The 22004-nt window shown below is 60.8% G+C and carries 23 protein-coding genes; 10 read left to right on the forward strand and 13 right to left on the reverse strand.

The window, feature by feature from the left end; genetic code table 11:
• Positions 1 to 91 precede the first annotated feature (91 nt).
• Positions 92 to 973 (forward strand): GNAT family N-acetyltransferase, encoded by an 882-nt coding sequence (locus NCR39_RS17045; RefSeq protein ID WP_250453249.1) that lies wholly within the window; start codon positions 92 to 94, stop codon positions 971 to 973.
• Positions 974 to 995: 22 nt separating this feature from the next.
• Here the strand turns inward: NCR39_RS17045 and NCR39_RS17050 are convergent, their stop codons facing one another.
• A complete protein-coding gene (locus NCR39_RS17050) occupies positions 996 to 1205 on the reverse strand; it encodes a DUF1059 domain-containing protein (RefSeq protein WP_250453250.1) in 210 nt (69 codons plus the stop codon).
• Positions 1206 to 1304: 99 nt separating this feature from the next.
• Between NCR39_RS17050 and NCR39_RS17055 the strand changes: the two genes are divergently transcribed.
• Genes NCR39_RS17055 through NCR39_RS17065 form a run of 3 tightly spaced genes read left to right on the forward strand, consistent with a single transcriptional unit; the run spans position 1305 to position 2869 of the window.
• Positions 1305 to 1757: a DUF3293 domain-containing protein gene (locus NCR39_RS17055; RefSeq protein WP_250453251.1), complete on the forward strand. Its 453-nt coding sequence runs from the start codon at positions 1305 to 1307 to the stop codon at positions 1755 to 1757.
• A gap of 12 nt (positions 1758 to 1769) precedes the next feature.
• The gene (locus tag NCR39_RS17060) at positions 1770 to 2156 is read left to right on the forward strand and encodes a tautomerase family protein (protein ID WP_250453252.1); all 387 of its coding nucleotides are present in this window, start codon (positions 1770 to 1772) and stop codon (positions 2154 to 2156) included.
• 11 nt (positions 2157 to 2167) lie between these two features.
• Positions 2168 to 2869, forward strand: a complete 702-nt coding sequence (locus NCR39_RS17065) for a 4'-phosphopantetheinyl transferase family protein (protein ID WP_250453253.1) — start codon at positions 2168 to 2170, stop codon at positions 2867 to 2869.
• On the opposite strand, the gene NCR39_RS17070 is transcribed toward NCR39_RS17065, so the two are convergent.
• Positions 2832 to 3338: a YgjP-like metallopeptidase domain-containing protein gene (locus NCR39_RS17070; RefSeq protein ID WP_040052081.1), complete on the reverse strand. Its 507-nt coding sequence runs from the start codon at positions 3336 to 3338 to the stop codon at positions 2832 to 2834. The genes NCR39_RS17065 and NCR39_RS17070 overlap by 38 nt on opposite strands.
• Before the next feature lie 231 nt (positions 3339 to 3569).
• Here NCR39_RS17070 and NCR39_RS17075 point away from each other — a divergent pair, with 231 nt between their 5' ends.
• The gene (locus NCR39_RS17075) at positions 3570 to 4076 is read left to right on the forward strand and encodes a metal-dependent hydrolase (RefSeq protein WP_250453254.1); all 507 of its coding nucleotides are present in this window, start codon (positions 3570 to 3572) and stop codon (positions 4074 to 4076) included.
• Between the two features lie 74 nt (positions 4077 to 4150).
• Positions 4151 to 4648, forward strand: a complete 498-nt coding sequence (locus tag NCR39_RS17080; RefSeq protein ID WP_250453255.1) for an LEA/WHy family protein — start codon at positions 4151 to 4153, stop codon at positions 4646 to 4648.
• Positions 4649 to 4657: 9 nt separating this feature from the next.
• Here the strand turns inward: NCR39_RS17080 and NCR39_RS17085 are convergent, their stop codons facing one another.
• Both NCR39_RS17085 and NCR39_RS17090 read right to left on the reverse strand, forming a co-directional pair.
• Entirely contained in the window at positions 4658 to 4867 is a 210-nt protein-coding gene (locus NCR39_RS17085) for a hypothetical protein (protein ID WP_250453256.1), read from the reverse strand.
• A gap of 112 nt (positions 4868 to 4979) precedes the next feature.
• On the reverse strand, positions 4980 to 5351 hold the full coding sequence (locus NCR39_RS17090; protein ID WP_250453257.1) for a hypothetical protein: 372 nt from the start codon (positions 5349 to 5351) through the stop codon (positions 4980 to 4982).
• A 352-nt stretch (positions 5352 to 5703) separates the two neighbouring features.
• On the opposite strand from NCR39_RS17090, the gene NCR39_RS17095 reads away from it, so the two are divergent.
• Entirely contained in the window at positions 5704 to 7089 is a 1386-nt protein-coding gene (locus tag NCR39_RS17095) for an FAD-binding oxidoreductase (protein ID WP_250453258.1), read from the forward strand.
• Between the two features lie 54 nt (positions 7090 to 7143).
• Here the strand turns inward: NCR39_RS17095 and NCR39_RS17100 are convergent, their stop codons facing one another.
• The 4 genes from NCR39_RS17100 to NCR39_RS17115 form a co-directional block, all read right to left on the reverse strand.
• Positions 7144 to 7500 carry a host attachment protein gene (locus tag NCR39_RS17100; RefSeq protein ID WP_250453259.1) on the reverse strand — a complete coding sequence of 119 codons (357 nt, stop codon included), beginning with the start codon at positions 7498 to 7500 and terminating at the stop codon, positions 7144 to 7146.
• Between the two features lie 136 nt (positions 7501 to 7636).
• Entirely contained in the window at positions 7637 to 9133 is a 1497-nt protein-coding gene (gene scpC / locus NCR39_RS17105; protein ID WP_250453260.1) for a succinyl-CoA:acetate CoA-transferase ScpC, read from the reverse strand.
• A 343-nt stretch (positions 9134 to 9476) separates the two neighbouring features.
• Entirely contained in the window at positions 9477 to 9647 is a 171-nt protein-coding gene (locus NCR39_RS17110) for a hypothetical protein (RefSeq protein ID WP_250453261.1), read from the reverse strand.
• 126 nt (positions 9648 to 9773) lie between these two features.
• On the reverse strand, positions 9774 to 11867 hold the full coding sequence (locus NCR39_RS17115; protein ID WP_250453262.1) for an FUSC family protein: 2094 nt from the start codon (positions 11865 to 11867) through the stop codon (positions 9774 to 9776).
• A gap of 168 nt (positions 11868 to 12035) precedes the next feature.
• Here NCR39_RS17115 and NCR39_RS17120 point away from each other — a divergent pair, with 168 nt between their 5' ends.
• On the forward strand, positions 12036 to 13025 hold the full coding sequence (locus tag NCR39_RS17120) for a LysR family transcriptional regulator (RefSeq protein ID WP_250453263.1): 990 nt from the start codon (positions 12036 to 12038) through the stop codon (positions 13023 to 13025).
• Positions 13026 to 13029: 4 nt separating this feature from the next.
• On the opposite strand, the gene NCR39_RS17125 is transcribed toward NCR39_RS17120, so the two are convergent.
• Together NCR39_RS17125 and NCR39_RS17130 are read right to left on the reverse strand one after the other, a co-directional pair.
• Positions 13030 to 13713 (reverse strand): Fe2+-dependent dioxygenase, encoded by a 684-nt coding sequence (locus NCR39_RS17125; RefSeq protein WP_250453264.1) that lies wholly within the window; start codon positions 13711 to 13713, stop codon positions 13030 to 13032.
• An 81-nt stretch (positions 13714 to 13794) separates the two neighbouring features.
• Complete coding sequence (locus tag NCR39_RS17130; RefSeq protein WP_250453265.1) at positions 13795 to 16056, reverse strand: TonB-dependent receptor; 2262 nt, start codon at positions 16054 to 16056, stop codon at positions 13795 to 13797.
• Between the two features lie 489 nt (positions 16057 to 16545).
• Between NCR39_RS17130 and NCR39_RS17135 the strand changes: the two genes are divergently transcribed.
• Positions 16546 to 17748, forward strand: a complete 1203-nt coding sequence (locus NCR39_RS17135) for an ammonium transporter (RefSeq protein ID WP_250453266.1) — start codon at positions 16546 to 16548, stop codon at positions 17746 to 17748.
• 94 nt (positions 17749 to 17842) lie between these two features.
• The gene (locus NCR39_RS17140) at positions 17843 to 20032 is read left to right on the forward strand and encodes a hybrid sensor histidine kinase/response regulator family protein (protein ID WP_250453267.1); all 2190 of its coding nucleotides are present in this window, start codon (positions 17843 to 17845) and stop codon (positions 20030 to 20032) included.
• A 9-nt stretch (positions 20033 to 20041) separates the two neighbouring features.
• On the opposite strand, the gene NCR39_RS17145 is transcribed toward NCR39_RS17140, so the two are convergent.
• Genes NCR39_RS17145 through NCR39_RS17155 form a run of 3 tightly spaced genes read right to left on the reverse strand, consistent with a single transcriptional unit; the run spans position 20042 to position 22001 of the window.
• Positions 20042 to 20515: a hypothetical protein gene (locus NCR39_RS17145; RefSeq protein ID WP_250453268.1), complete on the reverse strand. Its 474-nt coding sequence runs from the start codon at positions 20513 to 20515 to the stop codon at positions 20042 to 20044.
• Positions 20515 to 21834, reverse strand: coding sequence for a PQQ-dependent sugar dehydrogenase (locus NCR39_RS17150; RefSeq protein ID WP_250453269.1), 1320 nt, complete (start codon positions 21832 to 21834; stop codon positions 20515 to 20517). The genes NCR39_RS17145 and NCR39_RS17150 overlap by 1 nt, the downstream gene beginning before the upstream one ends.
• Positions 21834 to 22001, reverse strand: coding sequence for a hypothetical protein (locus NCR39_RS17155; protein ID WP_250453270.1), 168 nt, complete (start codon positions 21999 to 22001; stop codon positions 21834 to 21836). The genes NCR39_RS17150 and NCR39_RS17155 overlap by 1 nt, the downstream gene beginning before the upstream one ends.
• Positions 22002 to 22004 lie beyond the last annotated feature (3 nt).

Here is a 22004-nt window from a genome sequence, read left to right on the forward strand (position 1 = left end):
TCTCCTTTTCACCTTTTCACCTTCCCGTCTTTTCTCCCACTCGCAAACGCGCGACACTGCATGCACCGCCCATTCGAACGAGGCGCGCAGCATGCCACCCGCTTCCCTTCACGCATCCCCCGATAACGCTCGCTTCGCCATTCGCCGCATGAGTCTGGCCGATCTCGGCACGGCGCTCGACTGGGCGGCGGCGGAAGGCTGGAATCCCGGCCTCGACGATGCCCGCTGCTTTCTCGCCGCCGACCCCGATGGCTTCTTCATGGGCACATGGGACGGCGGGCCCGTCGGCTGCATTTCCGCCGTCGCTTATGACGATGCGTTCGGTTTCATCGGCCTTTATATCGTGCGGCAGGCATGGCGCGGCAAAGGCTTGGGCATGCGCTTGTGGAATGAAGCAATGGCGTATCTGGGCGAACGTAATGTCGGGCTGGATGGAGTCATTGCGCAGCAAGCCAATTACCGCAAATCGGGTTTCGTGCTGGCTTATCGCAATGTGCGTTATCAAGGCGTCGCGGCGGATTGCGTCGAACGGTTGGCGGATATGACCGTTGTGGATGCGTCGAGCGTGCCGTTCAATAGCCTGCTCGCCTACGACACACGTTGCTTCATATCGGTGCGCGCTGCGTTTCTGCGCGCGTGGCTCGCGCAAGAACACGCGCGATTATTCGCCGCGCTCGATGGCGATGAAGTGTGCGGATACGGCGTGATTCGCCGTTGCCTCAGCGGATACAAGATCGGACCGCTCTTCGCGGATGACTTACGCATTGCACGCGCGCTGTACCAAAGGCTCGTTTCATCGATTGAAGGCGAGACCGTCTTTCTCGATGTGCCCGAAAGCAATGCGTCAGCCGTCGCGCTTGCGATCGAGCACGACATGACGAGCGTCTTCGAAACGGCACGCATGTACACGCGAGCGCCACTCGCGGCGCCGCTCGATCATGTCTTCGGCGTGACGACGTTCGAACTCGGTTAGCGCGTTGTCTACATTACGTACGTTATGCGCTTGGTCTCTCGATTGGCGGCGTGCCGTCATGAAAGAGCTTCCTGAGCGCCGTGCGCAATTCCGGCGAATCTTCATGCCGATGAACGCTTACCGCATGTTGCACGGCGGCTTCCATCAATTCGTCTTCGGAGTCGGCGGACAGCGCCACCGTGCAATTCGTGTCGCTCGGAAACTCGCGGCAATCGATGAATTTGCGTGCCATGGCATCCTCCTCGCATGAGACGCTGAATTCAGTATAGGCAATGTCGAGTGCTTTAAAGCCGCGTTTGCGTGCGTCTGCACACTTCGGTAACGTGTCGCCATGAACCCACTTTTTCCCGTGCATTCGATTCCCGTTGAGACACTCGTCGCTTATCGTTCGGCCATTTATCGCATCGACGATGAACCGCCCATCGACATGACGATCGACGTAAGCAATGACGCCGCCGCGTCGCTGCTCGCGCGGCACCGTGTCATGAGCGCCGTGTTCGTGACGGCATTTAATCCGTTCGGACGGGAATTGGAGCACGACGAAAACGCCACGAGGCAGCAGGCGCTCGCGGCATATGTCGCGCAAAAGGGACTGCGCGCGTTGCCGGGCGCGGGCATGGATCCGAAGGGTGCATGGACGGCCGAAACGAGCCTCCTCGTGCTCGGCGCCGGCGAAGAGATTGCAGACGAATTCATGACCGCGTTCGAGCAAAATGCGGTCGTCATGTTGGACGCGGATGGTGTGCCTCGCTTGCGCTTTCATCCGCGATATCGCCACGCCTGAAGGAGAAAGCATATGCCGCTCGTTCGAATCGATTTGATGCAGGGAAAAGATGCGACCTATCGCGCGACGATTGGGGAAGTGGTGTACGACGCCATGCGCGCCACGCTCGATGTGCCGGAGAATGACCGCTTTCAGATCGTCGCGGAACATGGCGCGCGGGACTTCATCGTCGATCGCGGTTATCTCGGCATCACGCGCACGGACGAGTGCATCATTATTCAAGTGACATTGAACGAAGGCCGCGATCTGGCAAAGAAGCGCGCGTTTTATCGAGCCGTTGCCGATGGCCTGCACGAGCGCCTTGCGTTGCGTCGCGAAGACGTCTTTATCAGTCTCGTCGAAGTGAAGAAGGAAAACTGGTCCTTCGGAAACGGCGAAGCGCAATACGCGGCAACGTAATACGAATGCAGATGCACCTTCTAGCAGTCGATGCACCCGCCGACGTGCGCGTGTGGCGCGTCGATATCGACCTCGATGCGCCGCTCGAACGGGCCGGCGCGGGACTGCTCGACGCGAACGAAATGGCGCGGGCGCATCGCTTCATCCGTCATGAGGATGCCGCGCGCTTCGTGACGATGCGAGCATGTTTGCGTCGCTTGCTTGCTGCGCCACTCGACATCGAGCCGTCGCAACTCCAGCTCGACATCGATACAAACGGCCGCCCCTTATTCTCGATGCCCCATGCTCCTGACTTCAACGTGTCGCATTCGGGCGCGCAGGGATTGATCGCCATTTCATTCGAGCGGCGCGTGGGCGTGGATATCGAGGAAGCGCGGCCGTCGTTCGACTGGCGAGAACTCGAAGCCTCGGTGCTGCACCACGCGGACAAGCGCGTGATGGACGCGACGCCGGACGCTCGACGCAGCGGCGCATTCTTTGCCTGCTGGACGGCGAAGGAAGCGTTGCTGAAGGCGCACGGCGATGGCATCGGCGGAAAGGCGCTCACGATGACCAGCTTTTCCGTCTTGCCACGCGATGGCGCGCGTTATGCGGTATCGGCCGAAGCGGGAGCGTTCGAAGCCGTATCGCTCGCGGCGCCTGACGGTTATGCAGCGGCGCTCGCGTGGTCTCGCGCTAGTCGGTTTTCGTGCGAATCAAATCACGATGCGTGAGATACAGCCGCAGATCGAATTCGATCTGATGGTAGCCGGGCTGCATCGTTTCGCACAGTCGATAGAACGCCTTGTTGTGCTCGCTTTCCTTCAGATGCGCAAGCTCGTGGACCATGATCATCCGAAGAAACTCGGGTGCCGTGTCCTTGAACAATGATGCGACGCGGATCTCTTTCTTCGCCTTGAGCCTGCCGCCTTGCACGCGCGAGATGGCGGTATGAAGACCGAGCGCATGACGCAGCACGTCGAGCTTGCTGTCGTAGAAGACCTTGTCGATGGCAGGCGCCACGCGTAGAAATTCATTCTTCAGGTCCGTGCAGTACTGATACAGCGCGCGGTCCGACTGCACCGAGTGTCTGTTCGGATAGCGCGCGTCGAGGTACGGCCCGAGTTGCTGCTGGGCGATAAGACGGCGCACCTTGTCCTGCAGCGTGTTCGGATAGGCGCTCAGGTATTTCAGGTGTTGCATGACGGCGTTGTCATCGAAAGGCTGTTCAACATATCCGTTGCGCTGGCTTGCTGCGCAACAGTGCTTCCAATCATTTTAGTCATAGGCGCGCCGCCTCGCCCGCGATGTGCGCGAAAGTGAGTTTCTGCCCCTGCATTTGCGTAAGTTTATGTATCCGCGTGCAGCAGGAATGCGGGCGCCGTGCGAACATGCGCGGTTTCTTCTTTAGCAAGCGTTCCAAGGCAGGTTCACATGGCATCGAGCAAGGCCCATCACGCGACCGGATGGGCAGCGGGCATCATTGCGGCGGCCCTCGTCAGCAAGGCGGCAAGCGCAGGTTATTTATCGTGTGCGCTCGCGGTTCTTGGAGGCGTGGTGGGCGCAACCGCGCCCGACTGGCTCGAAGTGGCGTGGTGGACGAGAAAGCGCAAGTTGTGGATCACGCATCGAACGCTGACGCATTGGGGCATCGGCTGGGCCGCGTTGTTTGCATTGAGCTGGCATTTTCTCGGACAGCATCCGGCTGTGCCGCTGGCATTCGGTTTCGCGTGCGGCGGCATCATGCATCTGCTGGCGGACTGGCCGAATCCGCTGGGCGTGCCGTGGATTGCCGGACGTCATTCGCTCAAGCTGTGGACGAGCGGCCATTGCGATCTGTTCGTCGTCGGTGCGGCGTGGATGGCGGCCTTTTATGTCGCCGACGGTATCTGGTTTCATCATGAGTATGGCCGCATGCTGCTTCACGCGTTGCGCGCCTGAGCGAATGTCCTTGGCTTTGCGTCGTTAGAATGTGCGCTGCTTTCTTCATGCCAAACGGGAACAGGATGTCTTCCATGCAATCGAATCACGTGCTTCGCCGGCTGTTCGTTACGCTTTTCGTATTCGTCACCATGATGACGCTCGGCGGTTGCGCGGGCTTCCTGAATCGCGAGCCCATGCGGGTGAATGTCGCGGGCATCGAGCCGCTCGAAGGACAAGGTCTGGAAATGCGCTTCGCGGTGAAACTGCGTGTACAAAACCCTAACGACGCGCCGATCGATTTCGACGGCGTATCACTCGATCTCGATCTCAATGGCCGCCCGTTTGCAAGCGGCGTGAGTCCGCAGCGTGGCACGGTGCCGCGTTTCGGCGAGACGGTGCTGTCGGTGCCGGTGACGGTATCGGCGTGGTCGATGGCGCGCCAGGCGCTGGGACTGGCAAGCGGCGATGCATCGACCAGGGTTGCCTATGCGGTGCGCGGCCGGCTTGCAGGCGGCGCGTTTGGCGGCGCGAGCTTTTCGGATAAGGGTGCGATCGACTTTCCGACCGGCGGCAGCGCCTTCAATGACTAATCGAATTTACTAACGGCGCTTTTTTCGCCGCGATGTTTTCGGCGGCGTCAGCGCGGCGGTCCATAAGTCCATCACCTGCTTTTGCGATTGCCGCGCAGCGGTGGTCGCCTGCCGCTTGGCGGCGGCAGTCGCGTGCCCGCGCGCCGATCCCGCGATTGCATTGGCTCCAGAAAGCCACATGCTCAGGAAAGGATTTTTCTTCGTCCAGGGATTCTTCATGCCGCGCTCCTGACGTAATCATCAGGCGTCGGCGGATGCAGGTTGTATGCCTGCGAAGGAAACGAGCGCCGAACGACGCTCGTTTCCTTAACGACTCTTTGAATCGCGCAGCTTAGTGCGTGAATTGCGCGCCATTGACACCGTCGTGATGGAACTCGACGTGCGCATTGCCCGGCGCTGCGTCGTGATGAGCGATCTCTTCAGCGCGCTTGTGTTCGTCGCGCGCTTCGTGGCGATCACGCTCTTCGCGTTGCTCGTGCTTGAATTTTTCGTGTTGCTCCTTGCGCTCGTGTTGCTCGTAGTGCTTGTATTCGTGCGATTCGGCATACGCGCCCGCCGAAAGGCAAGCAATGAGAGCGGCGGCAAGCAGTTTCTTCGTCATGGAACGGCCTTTATCTAAGGAAGCAGATCGGGATGATCTGCATGCCACACCAACGGCTGCGTTAATCGCACGTTGACGACTGTCGCTTTGGTGTAAGGACATTCAACATTTCTTGGCAAATCGGTCCGAAATGCCGGAGTCATTTAAGCGCGTAAGCAGGAGTCACTTGCTTTTTAGCTGTGTCGAAGTGCTAAAAGCATTGATCGGAAAACTTGGCCGATGCATGCTAGATGCAACGCGTAATTTGGCGGATGCCGGACTTTACATTCTGCAATGTCGGACCTTTAATCAACGAGCGGACTTCTCGGTTCGCCGTCCCAGTTCCGCTTTGCTCAAAGCAGCCTGCGACCATTTCTCCAAACTACAAGTCGCAGAAGCGGAATCCTCGCGCTCTCGCGTTCCAATTGGCAGGGTCGGGCACGTCGCGGCGCGTTCTCATGCAGCGAGGTCTTCCATGAACAACATTCCCGTCGAAGCAATCGATACCCTCAAGACAGCGGTGCGCGGCCGTGTCATCGGTCCGGCCGATTCCGATTACGACGAAGCGCGCAAGGTCTGGAACGCCACCATCGACAGGCGCCCGGCATTGATCGTGCGTTGCGCGGGCGCGGCCGATGTCATCGCGGCGCTTACGTTCGCGCGCGACAACGGCGTGCTGCTCTCGATACGCGGCGGCGCGCACAACATCGCCGGGAGCGCGGTCAGCGACGATGCATTGATGATCGATCTGTCCGCGATGAAATCCGTGCGCATCGATCCGCAAGCAAAGCGCGCGTATGTCGAGCCGGGCGCGTTGTTATCCGATTTCGATCACGAAGCGCAGGCATTCGGACTCGCGACACCGCTCGGCATCAATTCCACGACAGGCGTTGCCGGTCTCACGCTCGGCGGCGGATTCGGATGGATCAGCCGCAAGTACGGCGTGACGGTGGACAATCTTGTCGCTGCGGAAATCGTCACGGCGGATGGCAAGTGGCAGCGCGTGAGCGCGGAGTCGGAGCCCGAGTTGTTCTGGGCGTTGCGCGGTGGCGGCGGCAATTTCGGCGTCGTTACGCTGTTCGAATTCCGCCTGCACGAAGTGGGGCCGCAAGTGTATGGCGGGCTTGTCGTTTATCCGCTAGAGCAGGCAGATCAGGTGTTGCCGCGCTATCGCGAGTTTATAGAGGCGAGTCCCGATGAGTTGACCGTGTGGGCTGTCATGCGCCTCGCGCCGCCTTTGCCTTTCTTGCCGGAGAACGTGCACGGCAAGCCGGTGATTGCGCTCGCGTGCTGTTATATCGGCGCGGTGGAGGACGGCCCGAACGCGCTCGAACCCGTGCGCTCGTTCGGCACGCCGTATGGCGAACATCTGGGGCCTATGCCTTTCACTGCATGGCAAAAGGCTTTCGATCCATTGCTTACGCCGGGCGCGCGCAACTATTGGAAGTCGCATAACTTCGCGCGCCTGTCCGACGAGACATTCGACATTCTCACGAAGGCGGTCCTGGCGGTGCCGTCGCCGCATTGCGAAGTATTCATCGGCGCGATGGCGGGCCAGACGAACCGCGTTCCCGTGGATGCAACCGCGTACGCGAATCGCGATTCCGTTTATACGATCAACATTCACGGACGATGGACCGAAGCCGCGGATGACGAGAAATGCACGCAATGGGCGCGCGACATGTTTTCGGCAATGACGCCGCATGCAATTGGAAGCGTCTACGTGAATTTCCTGACGGGCGATGAAGGCGATCGCGTGAAGGCCGCGTATGGACCGAATTATGATCGGCTTGCCGATGTCAAGCGCCGCTACGATCCGCACAATGTGTTCCGCAGCAATCAGAACATCAAGCCGGCGTAGTGAGAGCGCGCGCCGCTATAGCGTCTTAAAGAACGCTTGGCGGCGCGCAAAGACCTAAGGCCGTTCGTGTTGCCGCTGCATGTCTATATCATCCGGCTTTGATGCGTCATTGCTTCGTTCTTCATAGACGAGCTTGCGCGTTTCGCTACTCAGATGTTCTCGCAGCAGGCCCAGAAACTGAGGCTCCACTGCAAGCCGCAAGCGATCGAAACGATGACGCAAGCGGCTTTGCTCAAGAAACGCCGCCACCGTTCTGGCGAAATTATCTCGGTCTTTATCGATGGAATCGGCCATACGCAGCGCAGGGTTCCTGATGTCCTCGACCTGTTGCAGATCGAGCTTCAGGCCTCGCGTTTCAAAGATTCGGACGCGGTTGCCGTCGCCGGCGAGAACCCACGTAATGGCGGTCATGATGCTCCTCCTGTCCGCTCATGTTCGAGCGAAGACGTTCAGGCATTGTGCGCCAAATCTTCTTGAAGCGGCTTGCTTGACGTGCTTCGCGAGAGCTTGACGCTCTCGCACTGCAGCAATCGTTAATGAGTAAGTTTCAGGGCAGCATGGAGCCGGTTTGTGCGAAGCGCGTATGTAAAGCAAATGCGGCATCGAGACGATGCGGCGTATGTCCGCCAAGCGCTGCTGCATCGCGATAGTAATCGCGCAAGACGTCGCGATATAGCGGATGCGCACAATGTTCGATGACCGTCAGAGCACGTTCGCGCGGCGCAAGTCCAGTGAGATTCGCAAGACCGCGCTCCGTCACGATGACGTCCACATCGTGCTCATTGTGGTCGCAATGTGGAACCATCGGCACGATGCTCGAGATGCGGCCATCCTTCGCAATGGACTTCGTTGCGAACACCGCATAGGACGCATTGCGCGCGAAGTCGCCGGAGCCGCCGATGCCGTTCATCATGTGCGTGCCGCCGACATGCGTCGAATTCACGTTGCCATAAATATCGGCCTCCAGCGCCGTATTGATGGCGATAAGACCGAGGCGGCGAATGACTTCGGGATGGTTGCTGACTTCTTGCGGACGCAGAACGAGGCGATCGCGATAGCGCGCGATATCGTTGAAAACTTGCTCGTGACGCTTGGCGGAGAGCGTCACGGATGCGCCCGATGCAAAGGCGAGCTTGCCTGCATCGAAGAGATCGAACGTGGAATCCTGCAGCACTTCCGAATAGAGCGTGAGCGCTTCGAAGGGCGATGCCGCGAAGCCCGACAACACCGCATTCGCGATCGTTCCAATGCCCGCTTGCAGCGGCGGCAGTTGCTTAGGCAGACGCCCGCGCGACACTTCATGCTGAAAGAATTCGACGAGATGGCCGGCAATGAGCGCCGTGTCCGCATCGGCAGGCAATACGGTGGATGAACTGTCGGGTTGATTCGTGATGACGATGGCCGCGATCTTTTCCGGTGCAATCTCGATGCAACGCGTGCCCACGCGATCTTCGACGCGCATCAACGGCAGCGGCGCGCGCCCGGGCCGCGCGGCGGGCGACCAGATATCGTGCAAGCCTTCGAGCGCGAGAGGCTGCGCGAGATTGATTTCGACGATAACCTTCTGCGCAAGCGCGGCGAATGTCGCCGAATTACCCACCGACGTACTCGGCACGATGCCGCCCGTTTCGGTGATGGCGACCGCTTCGATGATCGCAAGGTCGAGCGCGCCGAGGCGATTGTCGCGCAACAGCTCGACGGTCTCCGAGAGATGCTGATCGACGAACATGACTTCGCCGCGATTGATCGCGCGGCGCAAGGTGGCATCGACCTGAAAGGGCAGGCGGCGTTCGAGCGCGCGCGCTTCGGTGAGAATGCGATCGGTGTCGTTGCCAAGCGATGCGCCCGTCATGAGCGTCATGCGCAAAGGCTCGCTTTCCTCGCGTGCGCGCCGCGCTATTTCCAGCGGCACGGCCTTGGCATCGCCGGCACGCGTGAAACCGCTCGTACCCACGCGCATGCCATTGCGTACGAGCTGCGCGGCGTCGGCGGCGGAAGTGATCTTTCCGCGCAGGGCGGCACAACGAATACGGTCATCCAACATCGATATCTCCACGAACACTGATTGCCTTGTGCCCTGACTTGCGTCTCGTCGTATGCTGAACGGGCCGGCGCGCAACGAGGCGCGCACGCTTCATTCAGCGTGCATGTATGCGGCGCGTCGATCGAGTATGTCTTGCGTAGGCTTCGATGATGTCGCGGCAATGCGCGATGCTCGGATACTGCGGACAGAGACTTGCGGGCAACGGCGCAATTATTAGTTATCCCTTGACGTTTTCATAGGCGCAACGCTTAAAGGCCATTCCTGACCATGCGACTCTTTGCGCTTTGTCTAATTTCGGCGCGCAAAAGCCTGGCAAGCACGCCGAATAGCGAAGCGCGATGAATCAACTGCCGCCGAAGAATACGGTGCAATAGCTTGCAGGACCGACGCATTCTTGCGAGTCGTGCGGCACTTGCTTCGTTTGTTGATCGGCTGCAGGCGCGGAGGTTTGTGCAATGGCGAGGGATGCACTCGACAACATGATTGCGGCAATGACGAACTTCAACGGCTTCATGATATTTCCTTGATTGACGCGTGCCATGCGTCGGATATACGGGCACGAGAGAACTATAGGGCGTGCTGTAGAGCGAATTAATCGCCGGATGCGGAAGGCACATTTCCAGGCCAAGGAAGGATCGGCTTAGCGGTGCGCATCGAACGGCGCGTTGGGATCGACAAGCGCGCTGCGAATGAAATGCAGGCACGCGAGCATGCGTCGAACGTCACGCGCCTCGTGCGGTGCGTGCAAGCGTTCGAGCAATGCCTCGGTTGCGAAGATCGAGGAGACGACTGCGCTGATCGCACGACGCAACGTGACAGTGGAGGGCGTGCGAAACAGCATCGCGATGTCATGCAGCAATTGCGCAATCGACGATGACCACGCGCTGCGCAACGGCGCGGGCGCGGAGTTCATATTCAATGCGGCGCGTAGCATGCGAAGGTCGATCATCGCTTGTCCGACTTCGAGCGTGACGAGCATCCATGCAAGCGCTCTTCGATGTTCGCGCGAACGCGGCGCCAGCAAGCCGAGCAATTGAGACATCAGATCGTGCGTGCCCGAGTGAAAGCGCTCGCTCAGTTCGGGCAACCTTCCTTCGCATGCAAGCGATGCCTGAGCGCGCAGTGCCGCGAGCGTCTTGCCGACGAGCCACGGTGTATGCGGTGGCACGATCACGGCGCATGCAATGGCCGCGACGAGCATCGACACGACAATCGCGATGCCGTTGTTCAGCAAGAGGCCGGGGTCGTAGACGATGACGTTGTCGGGCGCGGCGAGCAGGCAGAAGAACACGCAGAAGCCCACGCCATAGCCGGCTGTAGCGGGACGCGCCGCGACGAAAGCGCCTGCTGCAAGCGGCGGCGCGAGCATGGCGCACAAGAGCGGGAAGCCATCGATAGCGGGATAGACATGGCATAGATAGAGGTAGCCGAGCATCGTTGCGAAGGCCGCGCCCGCCGCCATCTGCGTGACGAATTTCGCGGGCCTCGCCTGTGCCGACGACAATGCGCAAGCAAGCGTCGCCGCGATGACCGCGAGGCCGCCGCTCGGCCATGCGGTTGCTATCCAGAACCATGCGACTGCCGCGATGACGATGCCCGAGCGCACGAACGTCGCGGCCACGACGTAGCGATGTGTCGTGGCGGCATAGCGCGGGCCCGCGCGGTCATCGCGTGAAGAGCGTTGTGGTTCGCCGCTTGCAATGGATGCGCGCATGCGCATGAGGCGAACGACATCGCTCGTAAAGCGGCAAAGCAGTTCGACGCAGGTCGTGACATCGATATGCGATGGCTCGGCGAGACGTTCGCTTAGCGTTGTTCCAAAGCGCTTGAGCGCTTGTTCGTCGCATCGCGATGAATCGAGCAGGTCCGCAAGTTCGTTGAGGAAGACCGTCAGCCCCGCATGGCTGTCAGTCGCGCGCAGTCGCTTGATGGCTTGATCGAGCGCATGCAGTCGCGCACATGCATCCATGAAGGCGTTGTTGAGTTGCGCGAGCAGCGTGCGTTGACGGCGTAACGCGGGGTTTTCGTAAGCCGCCACACGTCGCGTCGATTCGAAGCTCACGATCTCATCGACGAGCGTTGCATAGCGCCGTTCGCGCGCGCGGCGTTCGAGGCTGCCGCGCAACACGCTCGCGGCAAACGCATTGAAGCTCGCTTCGCGTTGTGCAAGCGCCGTCATGAGCGTTGCGCTTGCATGGCGCGGCAAGACAAGCGCACTGACGACGCTCGAACAAAGAATGCCGATCATCACTTCCGCGCCGCGCGTGAGCGTCGCGAGCAACAATTGGTCCGGTGCGGTGACGACAGGCACGCCGATCAGCGCAGCCGTGTATCCCGCGAGCACGAAGCCGTACCAGCGAAATTGCCGATGCCGCACAGCAAGCGCCGTGCATGCCGCGACCCAGACCGTGAGTCCGAGTGCATAGAGTTCTGCTTGCTGCACGAATAGCGCGCCGATCACGAGCGCCGCGAGCATGCCGAGCGCGGTGCCCGCGAAGCGATAGACGCTTTTTGCGAGTACCATCCCGGAGAATGGCTGCATCAATACGAAGGTGGTCGTCATGGCGATGCGCGGCTGCGAAAGCTCGAAACGCATGGCAAGACCCATCGCGATGAACGCGGCAAGAAGCGTCTTGAAGAGATGCAGCCAGACGGCGCCATCGGTGGCGAGCCAGTCGCGCAGGCCGTCGATGACTTCTCGTGCGAAAGCATTGCCCGCACGCGGCTGATCCATGAACGACATCCTGTTGCCCGGTACATCCTTCTCGTGAAGGAGCCGATTGTAGGCAGCGCCGCATCATGGATTAATGAGGGAATCAGGGAACATTCTTTCCAGATTCAATAACAATCCCTTTGGCCGTTGAGCGGACAATGTCGCTTCTCTGGCAATTGTGAAGGTTTGATGGACACCCTACAGAACATGCGGGTATTCGCCCGCGTGATCGAAGCCGGCAGCTTTACCGCCGCGGCCCTATCGATGAATTCAACGACCGGCGCCATGTCGCGCGCGGTATCGGAACTTGAAGCCCATTTGCGCACCCGCCTGATGAACCGCTCGACGCGGCGTCTTGCGCTCACGTCCGCGGGAGAACGCTATTTGAAGCGCGTCTCGCAGATTCTCGCGGATATCGACGGGGCGGAAGAAGAAGCAAGCGGGGCGCACGAGCATCCATCGGGCACCTTGCGCATGTTCAGTTTCGCAAGCGTGGGACAGCACTATATTCTTCCGGCCATCGCCAAATATCGCGCGCTTCATCCGGACGTGAAGGTGGAATTGACGCTATCGCAGCGCATGCCCGATCTCTTCGAAGGCAGCAGCGATGTCGCCGTGGTATCGGCGGGAACGTTGTCGGATTCGGAAGTCATTTCGCATCGGCTTGGCAGCACGTTCAGCATTCTTTGTGCATCGCCGGACTATATCGATGCGCGCGGCACGCCCGCTACGCCCGCCGATCTCGCCAGCCACGACTGCCTCACGTTGCAGACGCCTGCGTTTCCCGCGCGCGAATGGACGCTGGAGGGACCGAACGGGCGCGAGACGCTGCAAATAAGCGGGCCGGTGCAGGTGAACATTGCCGAATCGCTCGTGGTGGCGATACGCGAAGGCATGGGCATCGGCATGTTGCCGCTATATGCAGCCATCGACGGCTTGCGCAACGGTTCGCTCGTGCGCGTGCTGCCGCAACACACGCTGCAGCACACGAATCTCTTCGCGCTCTATGCATCGCGTAAATTCGTCGATGCCAAGACGCGCACGTGGGTGGAGTTTTTGCGCGCGCATCTTCCGGATGTCATCGCGCGCGATGAAGCGCTGCTCAAGGACATCACGCAGCACCAGACTTCGGAAAAAAGCGCTGCGCCTTCAGAGAAGAAAGCGCGCGCCAGCCGCTAGGCGATCACGTATCGCTCCACATGCGCAGCAGATTGTGATAGCAGCCGACGAGCGTACGCTTGGCGGCTTCATCGCCGTTGGTCGCATTCAGGCGTTGAATGGAGTTGTCGAGGTCGAATAGCAACGCACGTTGCGCATCGTCGCGAACGAGGCTTTGTGTCCAGAAGAAGCTCGCCACGCGCGCGCCACGCGTGACGGGCCGCACCTGATGCAAGCTCGTGGCCGGATAAACGATGGCATGTCCCGCAGGCAGTTTGACTTCCTGCACGCCGTAAGTGTCTTCAATGACGAGTTCGCCGCCGTCATAGTCTTCAGGCCGCGAAAGAAACAGCGTGACGGATACATCGGTGCGAACGCGCGCGCCATGTCCGGGCACGATGCGAATCGCGCCATCCACATGACTGCCGAAGTGCATGCCGCCTTCATAGCGATTGAAGAGCGGCGGATAGACGCGATTCGGCAGCACGGCGCTAATGAAGAGCGGATGCCGTTCGAGCGCACCGACGATCGCGTCGCCCAGTTCATGCGCAATGGGCGAACCTTCCGCGATCTGCTGATTGCGCTTGACCGGCGCGCCCTGATAGCCGGCGGTCGCGCGACCGTCGACCCATGCGTCGCTTGCTTCCAGGCGCGCGCGCATGGTGGCGGCGTCTTCGGGACTGAGTACGTTCGGTATCGAGAGAATCATGGTGCGGGTTTCATCGTGACAGGCGCGCCGATCATGCATGCATCATGAACGTTACAAGCGATGAAGCGGCGCGCGCGTGCATCAACGGAAGCGGTAATTCAACGTTGCGAGGAACGTGCGGCCGATGCCCGGCACCGCGCGTCCGCCATCGGATGGAATCAGGGCGTCGTAGTACTTCTTGTCCGTGATATTCCACACGTTGAACTGGATATCGTAGCGCTTTTGATGATACGCGGCCATCACGTCCCAGCGCGTATAACCGCCCACTTTCACGAGATTGTTGTTCGCCGCATAGCGCGACGACACATACGAAGGCCCGCCGCCGAGCTCCCAGTTGGGCGTGAAGTTATACGTGGACCACAGCGTGACCATGTTGTGCGGCGTATTGGCGAGCGTGTTGCCCGTGGTGCCGTCGAGCGCCTTCTCCACGGTGCCGTCCATGTACGTGTAGCCGCCGAAGACTTGCCACTTGTTCGTGATGTGACCCGCCACGCCGAGCTGATAACCCCGCACGCGCACATCGCCATCGAGCGTGTATTCGCCGGTCGATACCTGCGTGCGCGCGTTGGTCTTCTCGATGTTGAAGAGCGACTGCGTCACCGAAAGCCCGCCGTTGAGCAGATCCCACTTCGAGCCGATTTCATACGAGCGGTTCTTCTCGGGCGGCGTGTTCTGCTGATTGTTGGTCAGCGTGAGCGCTTCGAGCGACGGATTGAACGACGTGCCATACGACACGTAATAGGACTGCCATTCCGTCGGCTGCCACACGATGCCGGTGCGCACGCTCGTGAAGTAATTCGTTTGCGTGGCATAGCCGGGCGCATTGATCGAGTTGTGGATCGATGCTTCATAGCGGTCCCAGCGCACGCCGCCAATCCACTTCCATTGATCGCCAATGGAGATCGTATCGTTCAAATAGAGGCCGATGCCGTTAGCGCTCGATTCCGCGAGATTGGTCGCGACCTCACGATAGTTCGACGGACGCGTCGTATAAGCCGGATCCAGCAGCGGCACGATAGCGAGCGTGTTCGACGGCAAGCCGGGCGTCGTCGCGGTGAAGCTCTGATTGCTATACGTCTCGTGACTCAGATCCACGCCGACGAGCATGTCGTGCTTGAGAAAGCCCGTCGCGAACTTGCCCTGGAAGTCGGTCGTGTTATAGACCGAGTGATCGTTGATGTTGCGGTCCTTGCCTTGCAGCCGCACATAGAGCGACGAGAGCGGCAGCGTCGTGTAATTGCCGTTGGTGAGCGCGGTCGACGTGCCGAGCGGCCCGGTCAGCACGGCCGCCGCATTGGTCGCGCGCGCTTCGGTGCTGTAGTGGCTGAACTGCGTCTGGTTGCGCACCGTGAACATGTCGTTGAAGCGATGCTCCACGCGCGCGTTCAACGTCTGCACGTCCTGAATGGTGCGGTCGTCGGTGAAGCCGTAGAAGGTTTTAGGATCGACGGGCGCCGGATGTCCGTTCAGCGGCGGAATGCCGTAGTCGGGCTGATCGCGGTTATGTTGAATGAGTGCGGACAGCGTGATTTGCGTCGGCGTGCCGATGCCGAATTTCACTTCGGGCGCAATGCCGTAGTCCTTGTTCTTCATCTCGTCGCGCGTGGAGCCGAGCGACTGACCGAACGCGTTGATGCGAAACGCGGAGGTATCGGTCAGAGGCTGATTGATGTCGACGGTCGTGCGATAGCGGTCATGCGTGCCCGCTTGCAACGACACGTCGGCGCGCGGCTTGAGGTTGGGCTGCTTGCTGACCTGATTGATGACGCCGCCCGTCGAACCGCGTCCGAAGTAAAGCGATGACGGACCGTACAGCACATCGATCGATTCGAGATTGAACGTATCGCGATAGTACTGGCCGCGATCGCGAAAGCCGTCGAGATAGATGTCGGTGCGCGCCGTGAAGCCGCGCAGGTTGATGTTGTTGCCGATCTGCCCGCCTTCGGCCGCACCGAGCGTGACGCCCGGCACGTTGCGCAGCGCGTCGGAGAACGAACTCACTGCTTGCGATTGCAGCACCGCCTTCGGCACCACGACGACCGCTTGCGGAATGTCGCGCAGCGCGGTCGGCACCTTCGCGCCGACGCTCGACGTTTCCGGCTGGAAGTCGGTGGCCGTATCGCTTTGGCCGGTCACGGTGACGGCGGGCAGGGTGGCGGTGTCGGGCGCGCCGCCGGCGGGAGTGGCCTGCGATGCAGGTTGCGCTGCTTGTGCTGCTTGTGCTGCTTGCGCTGCTTGTGCGGCTTGCGCGCCTTGTGCGACCGTCTGTGCGTAGAGCGGCGCGGCCATCGGCACGGCGGCAATGGTGACCAGTGCCGCGGCAAGCGGCGTTTTCCTCAACATGTCGTTCCCCGATACTTGTTAGTGAATTCCGACCGGCGCGAAACGGGATTTCGTCGCCGAGAAGTGGAGACGCGGCCGGTCTCGCGCATGCCTGCGCTGAATCGCGTCCGCGTTGTTGAATCCAGTTATTCCCGCATGGATAAATGCGAATCACTATCATTACATATCTCAGTAAGATTCGGAAATAAAGCCCGGTCGATGCGTAGGGGAACCACGCGCTGCCGTGACATTTTTGCGACGGATGAGCGGCAAGCCGGAACGGCAGTTGAATGCGAAATGCAATATTCGATCTGCACTGCAACGGTGCGACCGATGCGACATGAGAGGGCTGTCTGCACCACATGCGAGCCGGAGGAGCAAATCGGTGCAACGATGCTGCACTGATCCGAAGCGCGGCCGCGCCACGGCCAGCACCGATTGCATGCAAAATGCCCCAGCTTGGCCCGGAACTTGCGAAAAGCGCCGCTTTTTTGAGAAAGCCGTGATCCCATGCAGGCACTTCAATCCGGAACCAACACACTCTTTCTGCTGCTAGGCGCCGCGATGGTGCTTGCCATGCACGCCGGGTTCGCGTTTCTCGAACTCGGCACCGTCCGTCGCGAGAATCAGGTGAACGCGCTCGTGAAGATCCTCGTGGACTTCGCGGTATCGACGCTCGCGTACTTCTTCATCGGCTACAACATCGCTTATGGCGTGCAGTTCATGCACGGCGCGGACATCCTCGCCGAGCACAACGGCTATGCGCTCGTGCGTTTCTTCTTCCTGTTGACGTTCGCGGCGGCGATTCCTGCGATCGTGTCGGGCGGCATTGCGGAACGCTCGAAGTTCAACCCGCAGCTCTTCGCGACGTGCGTGATCGTCGGCTTCATTTATCCGCTGCTGGAAGGCGTGACATGGAACGAGCGCTTCGGCATTCAGGCGTGGCTCACGCAAACCTTCGGCGCACCGTTTCATGATTTCGCGGGATCGGTGGTCGTGCATGCATTCGGCGGATGGGTCGCGCTGCCGGCCGTGCTGCTGCTCGGGCCGCGTCACGGGCGCTATCACAAGGACGGACGCATCGCCGCGCATCCGCCTTCGAGCATTCCGTTCCTTGCGCTGGGCGCGTGGGTGCTTGCGGTCGGCTGGTTCGGCTTCAACGTGATGAGCGCGCAGACCGTCGACAAGATCAGCGGCCTCGTCGCGGTCAACTCGCTGATGGCGATGGTCGGCGGCACGCTCGCCGCGTGGTTCGCGGGCCGCAACGATCCGGGCTTCACGTACAACGGGCCGCTCGCCGGACTGGTCGCCGTGTGCGCAGGCTCGGACCTGATGCATCCGCTCGGCGCGCTGATCGTCGGCGCGGTGGCGGGCGTGTTGTTCGTGCAGATGTTCACTTGCGTGCAGAACCGCTGGCGCATCGACGATGTACTCGGCGTCTGGCCCTTGCATGGCATGTGCGGCGCGTGGGGTGGCATCGCGGCGGGCGTGTTGGGGCAGAAGGCGTTCGGCGGTATCGGCGGCGTGTCGGTGTGGTCGCAATGCATCGGCACGATCGGCGCGGTGTTGCTGGCGCTCGCGGGCGGCGGCGCGGTGTATGGCGCGATCAAGCTGACCGTCGGCCTGCGCCTCGAACGCGAGGACGAATTCAACGGCGCGGATCTCGCGATCCATCGCATATCGTCCACGCCGGATCGCGAAATGGCGGGATAATGCGTGGCTGATGTAAGGCGGGCGCACGGTTCGCTATACGCCATGCGCGCCCGCCGGTTACGATATACGGCCGACTCACCACAAGGCCGAACGCTTGAACCCTATCGAGAACGGGACACTGGATTTACCGCTTCCGTCGCGCAACTTCGCGTTGACGCGGCGCGTGCTCCTGCTCGTGCTCGCAGCATCGGTGCTGGTTCCGCTCGCGTGCTTGTGCATTTACGGCTATTACGATTTTCAGCGCCGTTTCGCCGATGCGGAAGAATTGACCGAGCGCCTTGCGCGCGTCGCGAACGAGCATGCGCTGAAAGTACTCGATCTCAATCAGCAACTCGAAACGCGCGTCGTCGACATGTTGGGCGACAGCGACGATGCCAACATCTCCGGTCGTCAGGAAGCGCTGCATCATGCGCTCGACGCCATGAGCGGCACGCTTGCACAAGTGGCCGCCATTTCCGTGTTCGGCGCCAATGGCGCATTGCTTGCGAATAGCCGCTGGTATCCGGCGCCGCAAGTGTCCATTGCCGATCGCGACGACTTTCTCTCCGCGCGCGCCGTCGCACCCGTGACTTACTTCTCGCTGCCTTTGCGCGGCAAGGTCGCCAATTCCGATGTCTTCACGACGACCATGGGCCGCATCAGTCAGGGCGGTCAGTTTCTCGGCGTCGTGTCGATTGCGTTGAAGCGCGATTACTTCACCGACTTCTATCACGAGATCGCTGCGGGCGATAACGCGCTGGTCATCGGCCTTTACAGGCGCGACGGCGGTGTGCTGGTGCGCTATCCGCTCATGAAGGACGCTGCGCAGCCCGCCAACAATACGCCGTTCACGAACGCATTCCGCAACAACGAACTGTATGGCCGCTTGCGCATGACATCGACCGTCGATCATGTGGAACGCGTGCTCGCTTACCGTCGTGTCGGCGATTTTCCGCTTTACGTGTCCACCGGCTATGCGACTTCCGTCGTGCGGGCGCGCTGGCGGCAGAACCTCACGCTCGTCTCGGCCATTGCGGCGCTGCCGTGCATCGCGGTATGGCTGCTGATCGCATTCTCGATACGCCGCCTCGACGCGGAGCGTGCCGCATGGGAACGCTGGCAAGCCGAGGTCGCGACGCGCCTTTCCATTGAGGCATCGAGCCGTCAGTTGCGGCGCATGGGCGCGCTCGGCAATCTCGTCGCGAACGTCGCGCATGACTTCAATAACCTGTTGATGGTCGTGTCGTCGAACATGGCGCTGGCACGTCGCAAGCATTTCAACGATGTCGAAAGTGAAGTGCTTGCAGTGGAACGCGCCACGGCCGGCGCAGAGTCGCTTGCGCGCAGACTGATGAGCGTGGCGCGCAAGCATCCGCGCAAACAGGAAGTCATCGAACCCGCTGCATGGCTGAGAAGCGTGCTGGATATCGTGAAGAGCGCGGTGCACCCATCGATCTCGCTGACCGTGGAGTTCTCCACCGACTTGTGGAACGTCATGGCCGATGCGGTCGAGCTCGAACTCGCGCTTGTCAATATCGCGGTGAATGCGAGCGATGCGATGCCGCACGGCGGGCGCATTGTGATTCGCTGCCAGAACGTGCGTTTGCGCGGCGCGGAAAACGACTTGCCTGATGGCGAATACGTGCTGATTTCCGTCACGGACAACGGCGAGGGCATGAACGAGTCCGTATTGCGTCGCGCGTTCGAACCGCTCTTCACGACGAAGGAGCACGGTGCCGGCACGGGGCTCGGCCTTGCGCAAGTGCTTGCCGCTTGCGAGCAGGCGGGCGGCACGGCGCGCATCACGAGCGTGCCGGGCGCGGGCACGACGGTGCGCTTATATCTGCCGCGTTATCAGGGGCCGATGGTGTCGTCGAAGCCCGAAGTAGTCGTGAACCGCGAACGTCCGATATCACCGCCGCTTATCGATGACGATCATCCGTTGCGCGGAATGTCGGTGCTGCTCGTCGAAGATAACGCGGATGTCGCGGCGGGCGTCATGGCGGTGCTCGAAGTCTTCGGCTGCACCGTGCATCACGAAGAAAGCGCGGACGCTGCCTTTGCGTTATTGGGCGAAGGCTATGGCTTCGACCTCGTGCTCTCCGATGTGCAGATGCCCGGCAGCATGAACGGCATCGATCTGGTGGAGCAGATCACGAAGCGGCTGCCTTCGCAAAAGGTCGTGCTGATGACGGGCTATGCAGATGAGATAGAACGCGCGAAGCATCTCGGCGTGCCGATCCTTGCAAAGCCCTTCGACATGGACGATCTGCGCGATCTGATGGCGGACGGCGTGCCGCATTGAGCGCGATGTTCAGCGTTTGTTATGCGTCGGCACGGCTCGCGCGCCGACCAATGGATTGAAACCTGCAGACTTGCTCGATGTTGTCTCTTGCTTGTCGCTGCGCTTCGCCTTGCTATTGCCGCCTAATTGACTGAGTAAGTCTTCGTCATCGGTGGGTTCTTCTTCGGTATCGGCGACGGCGCGCGCTTGGGGTTGATTCTCGCCCGCGAGATGCTCGACTACCGATATGAAATCCTTCTGCGCGGAACGCAACGCGCGCCCCGGCATCATGATGAGCACGACTGCTTCGTGCACCGTGCGGTCATCGACCGTATGCAACGAACCCGCTTCATTCCAGTCGATACCGCTATCCGCATACGCCGCGATCACATGATGCAGCACCGCAGGCGATAACACGCCTGCATCGTAAAGGCCGACTATTTGCCGCTCTGCAAGCGCGAAGAGCGAAGGCTGCGGCGCGGCCTTGGGCTTGCGCGCGGCCATTATTTGCCGGCGGGCGCGACCCGCCATATGACATTGCCCACATCGTCGGCGACGAGCAGGCTGCCCGTATGATCGACCACGACGCCGACGGGTCGCCCGAGCGCGTGACCATCCGATGAAAGAAAACCGGTCAGCATGTCTTCAGGCGGACCTGATGGCTTGCCGTTCTCGAAGGGAACGAACACGACCTTATAGCCGCTTCTCGGCTTGCGGTTCCATGATCCGTGTTGACCGATGAACGCGCCGTTCCAGTAATGCTGCGGAAACGCTTTGGCATCGTAAAACGCGAGGCCGAGCGATGCCGTATGTGCGCCGAGCGCATAGTCGGGCACGATGGCCGAGTCCACGAGTTTGGGACGTTGCGGCTTCACGCGCTCATCGACATGCTGCCCGAAATAGCTATAAGGCCAGCCGTAAAAGCCGCCGTCCTTTACGGCCGTCATATAGTCCGGCACAAGCTCGTTGCCGAGTTCATCGCGCTCGTTCACTGCGGTCCACAGCGCGCCGCTCTGCGGTTGCCATGCAAGGCCGTTGGGATTGCGCAAGCCCGTTGCATAGAGCCGCGATTCTTTCGTGGCGATGTCCACTTCCATGATCGCCGCACGCCCGTTCTCCGCGTCGATGCCGTTCTCCGCCGCGTTGCTGTTCGATCCGATCGTCACGTAAAGCCGCTTGCCGTCCGGACTTGCGATGACGTTCTTGGTCCAGTGATGATTGATCGGTCCCGCTGGCAAGTCGATGAATTTCTCGCCCGGCGATTCGATCTTCGTTTCGCCGCTGCGATATTTGAAGCGCATGATCGAATCGGTATTCGCAACGTAAAGATCATCGCCGACGAGCGCCATGCCGAACGGCGAGTGCAATTGATCGATGAACACGGTGCGCGTTTCCGCGATGCCGTCGCCGTCGGCATCGCGCAGCAATGTAATGCGATCGGCGCTCGTGCCCGAAGCGCCCGCGCGCTTCATCACCTTCTTCGCGATCATGCCCTTGATGCCCGCGTTCTCGTCGTGTTGCGCAGGCGCGTTGCTTTCGGCGATGAGCACGTCGCCGTTGGGCAAGGTAGCAAGCCATCGCGGATGATCGAGGCCGGAAGCAAAGGCCGTCACGCTGAAGCCTTCGGGCGCAATAGGCTTTTGCCCCTGCGCCCAGGGCTTTGCAGGCGCGACGTTCACGGTCGGCAACAGCGCTCGTTTCGGCGCGGGCAGCGTCGGATCCGGGCCGAAACCCTGCGGATAATCCGCGGCGATGACCGCGCTGCTTGAACAGGCGAGGGCGGCGATGACCGCTGCGGCGAGACGTTCGATGCGGCGCTTCATTAGCCCCCGCCGATGCCTTGAGTTACCTTGCCCGTGCCGTCGCATGTCGGGCATTCGGCGCCATCGCGCTTGCCGCTGCCGTTGCAATCGGGGCAGATATCTTCGCCGGTCCCGGGCGCGCCGGGCTCGGCTTCATCGCCGGGACTGAGAGGAGGTTCTTGCGCCATGGT

It is taken from the genome of Caballeronia sp. ATUFL_M2_KS44 (genome assembly GCF_023630965.1).
Taxonomy (GTDB): Bacteria; Pseudomonadota; Gammaproteobacteria; order Burkholderiales; family Burkholderiaceae; genus Caballeronia; species Caballeronia concitans.

Excerpts from the sequence above, each read along its gene's own strand:
- scpC (WP_250453260.1), bottom strand. The coding sequence starts at position 9,133 with ATGTTGGATGACCGTATTCGTTGTGCCGCCCTGCGCGGAAAGATCACT.
- NCR39_RS17095 (WP_250453258.1), top strand. The coding sequence starts at position 5,704 with ATGAACAACATTCCCGTCGAAGCAATCGATACCCTCAAGACAGCGGTG.
- NCR39_RS17155 (WP_250453270.1), bottom strand. The coding sequence starts at position 22,001 with ATGGCGCAAGAACCTCCTCTCAGTCCCGGCGATGAAGCCGAGCCCGGC.
- NCR39_RS17110 (WP_250453261.1), bottom strand. The coding sequence starts at position 9,647 with ATGAAGCCGTTGAAGTTCGTCATTGCCGCAATCATGTTGTCGAGTGCA.
- NCR39_RS17130 (WP_250453265.1), bottom strand. The coding sequence starts at position 16,056 with ATGTTGAGGAAAACGCCGCTTGCCGCGGCACTGGTCACCATTGCCGCC.
- NCR39_RS17085 (WP_250453256.1), bottom strand. The coding sequence starts at position 4,867 with ATGAAGAATCCCTGGACGAAGAAAAATCCTTTCCTGAGCATGTGGCTT.
- NCR39_RS17120 (WP_250453263.1), top strand. The coding sequence starts at position 12,036 with ATGGACACCCTACAGAACATGCGGGTATTCGCCCGCGTGATCGAAGCC.
- NCR39_RS17150 (WP_250453269.1), bottom strand. The coding sequence starts at position 21,834 with ATGAAGCGCCGCATCGAACGTCTCGCCGCAGCGGTCATCGCCGCCCTC.
- NCR39_RS17060 (WP_250453252.1), top strand. The coding sequence starts at position 1,770 with ATGCCGCTCGTTCGAATCGATTTGATGCAGGGAAAAGATGCGACCTAT.
- NCR39_RS17090 (WP_250453257.1), bottom strand. The coding sequence starts at position 5,351 with ATGTCCTTACACCAAAGCGACAGTCGTCAACGTGCGATTAACGCAGCC.
- NCR39_RS17145 (WP_250453268.1), bottom strand. The coding sequence starts at position 20,515 with ATGGCCGCGCGCAAGCCCAAGGCCGCGCCGCAGCCTTCGCTCTTCGCG.
- NCR39_RS17050 (WP_250453250.1), bottom strand. The coding sequence starts at position 1,205 with ATGGCACGCAAATTCATCGATTGCCGCGAGTTTCCGAGCGACACGAAT.
- NCR39_RS17115 (WP_250453262.1), bottom strand. The coding sequence starts at position 11,867 with ATGGATCAGCCGCGTGCGGGCAATGCTTTCGCACGAGAAGTCATCGAC.
- NCR39_RS17080 (WP_250453255.1), top strand. The coding sequence starts at position 4,151 with ATGCAATCGAATCACGTGCTTCGCCGGCTGTTCGTTACGCTTTTCGTA.
- NCR39_RS17135 (WP_250453266.1), top strand. The coding sequence starts at position 16,546 with ATGCAGGCACTTCAATCCGGAACCAACACACTCTTTCTGCTGCTAGGC.
- NCR39_RS17100 (WP_250453259.1), bottom strand. The coding sequence starts at position 7,500 with ATGACCGCCATTACGTGGGTTCTCGCCGGCGACGGCAACCGCGTCCGA.
- NCR39_RS17070 (WP_040052081.1), bottom strand. The coding sequence starts at position 3,338 with ATGCAACACCTGAAATACCTGAGCGCCTATCCGAACACGCTGCAGGAC.
- NCR39_RS17045 (WP_250453249.1), top strand. The coding sequence starts at position 92 with ATGCCACCCGCTTCCCTTCACGCATCCCCCGATAACGCTCGCTTCGCC.
- NCR39_RS17075 (WP_250453254.1), top strand. The coding sequence starts at position 3,570 with ATGGCATCGAGCAAGGCCCATCACGCGACCGGATGGGCAGCGGGCATC.
- NCR39_RS17065 (WP_250453253.1), top strand. The coding sequence starts at position 2,168 with ATGCACCTTCTAGCAGTCGATGCACCCGCCGACGTGCGCGTGTGGCGC.
- NCR39_RS17125 (WP_250453264.1), bottom strand. The coding sequence starts at position 13,713 with ATGATTCTCTCGATACCGAACGTACTCAGTCCCGAAGACGCCGCCACC.
- NCR39_RS17055 (WP_250453251.1), top strand. The coding sequence starts at position 1,305 with ATGAACCCACTTTTTCCCGTGCATTCGATTCCCGTTGAGACACTCGTC.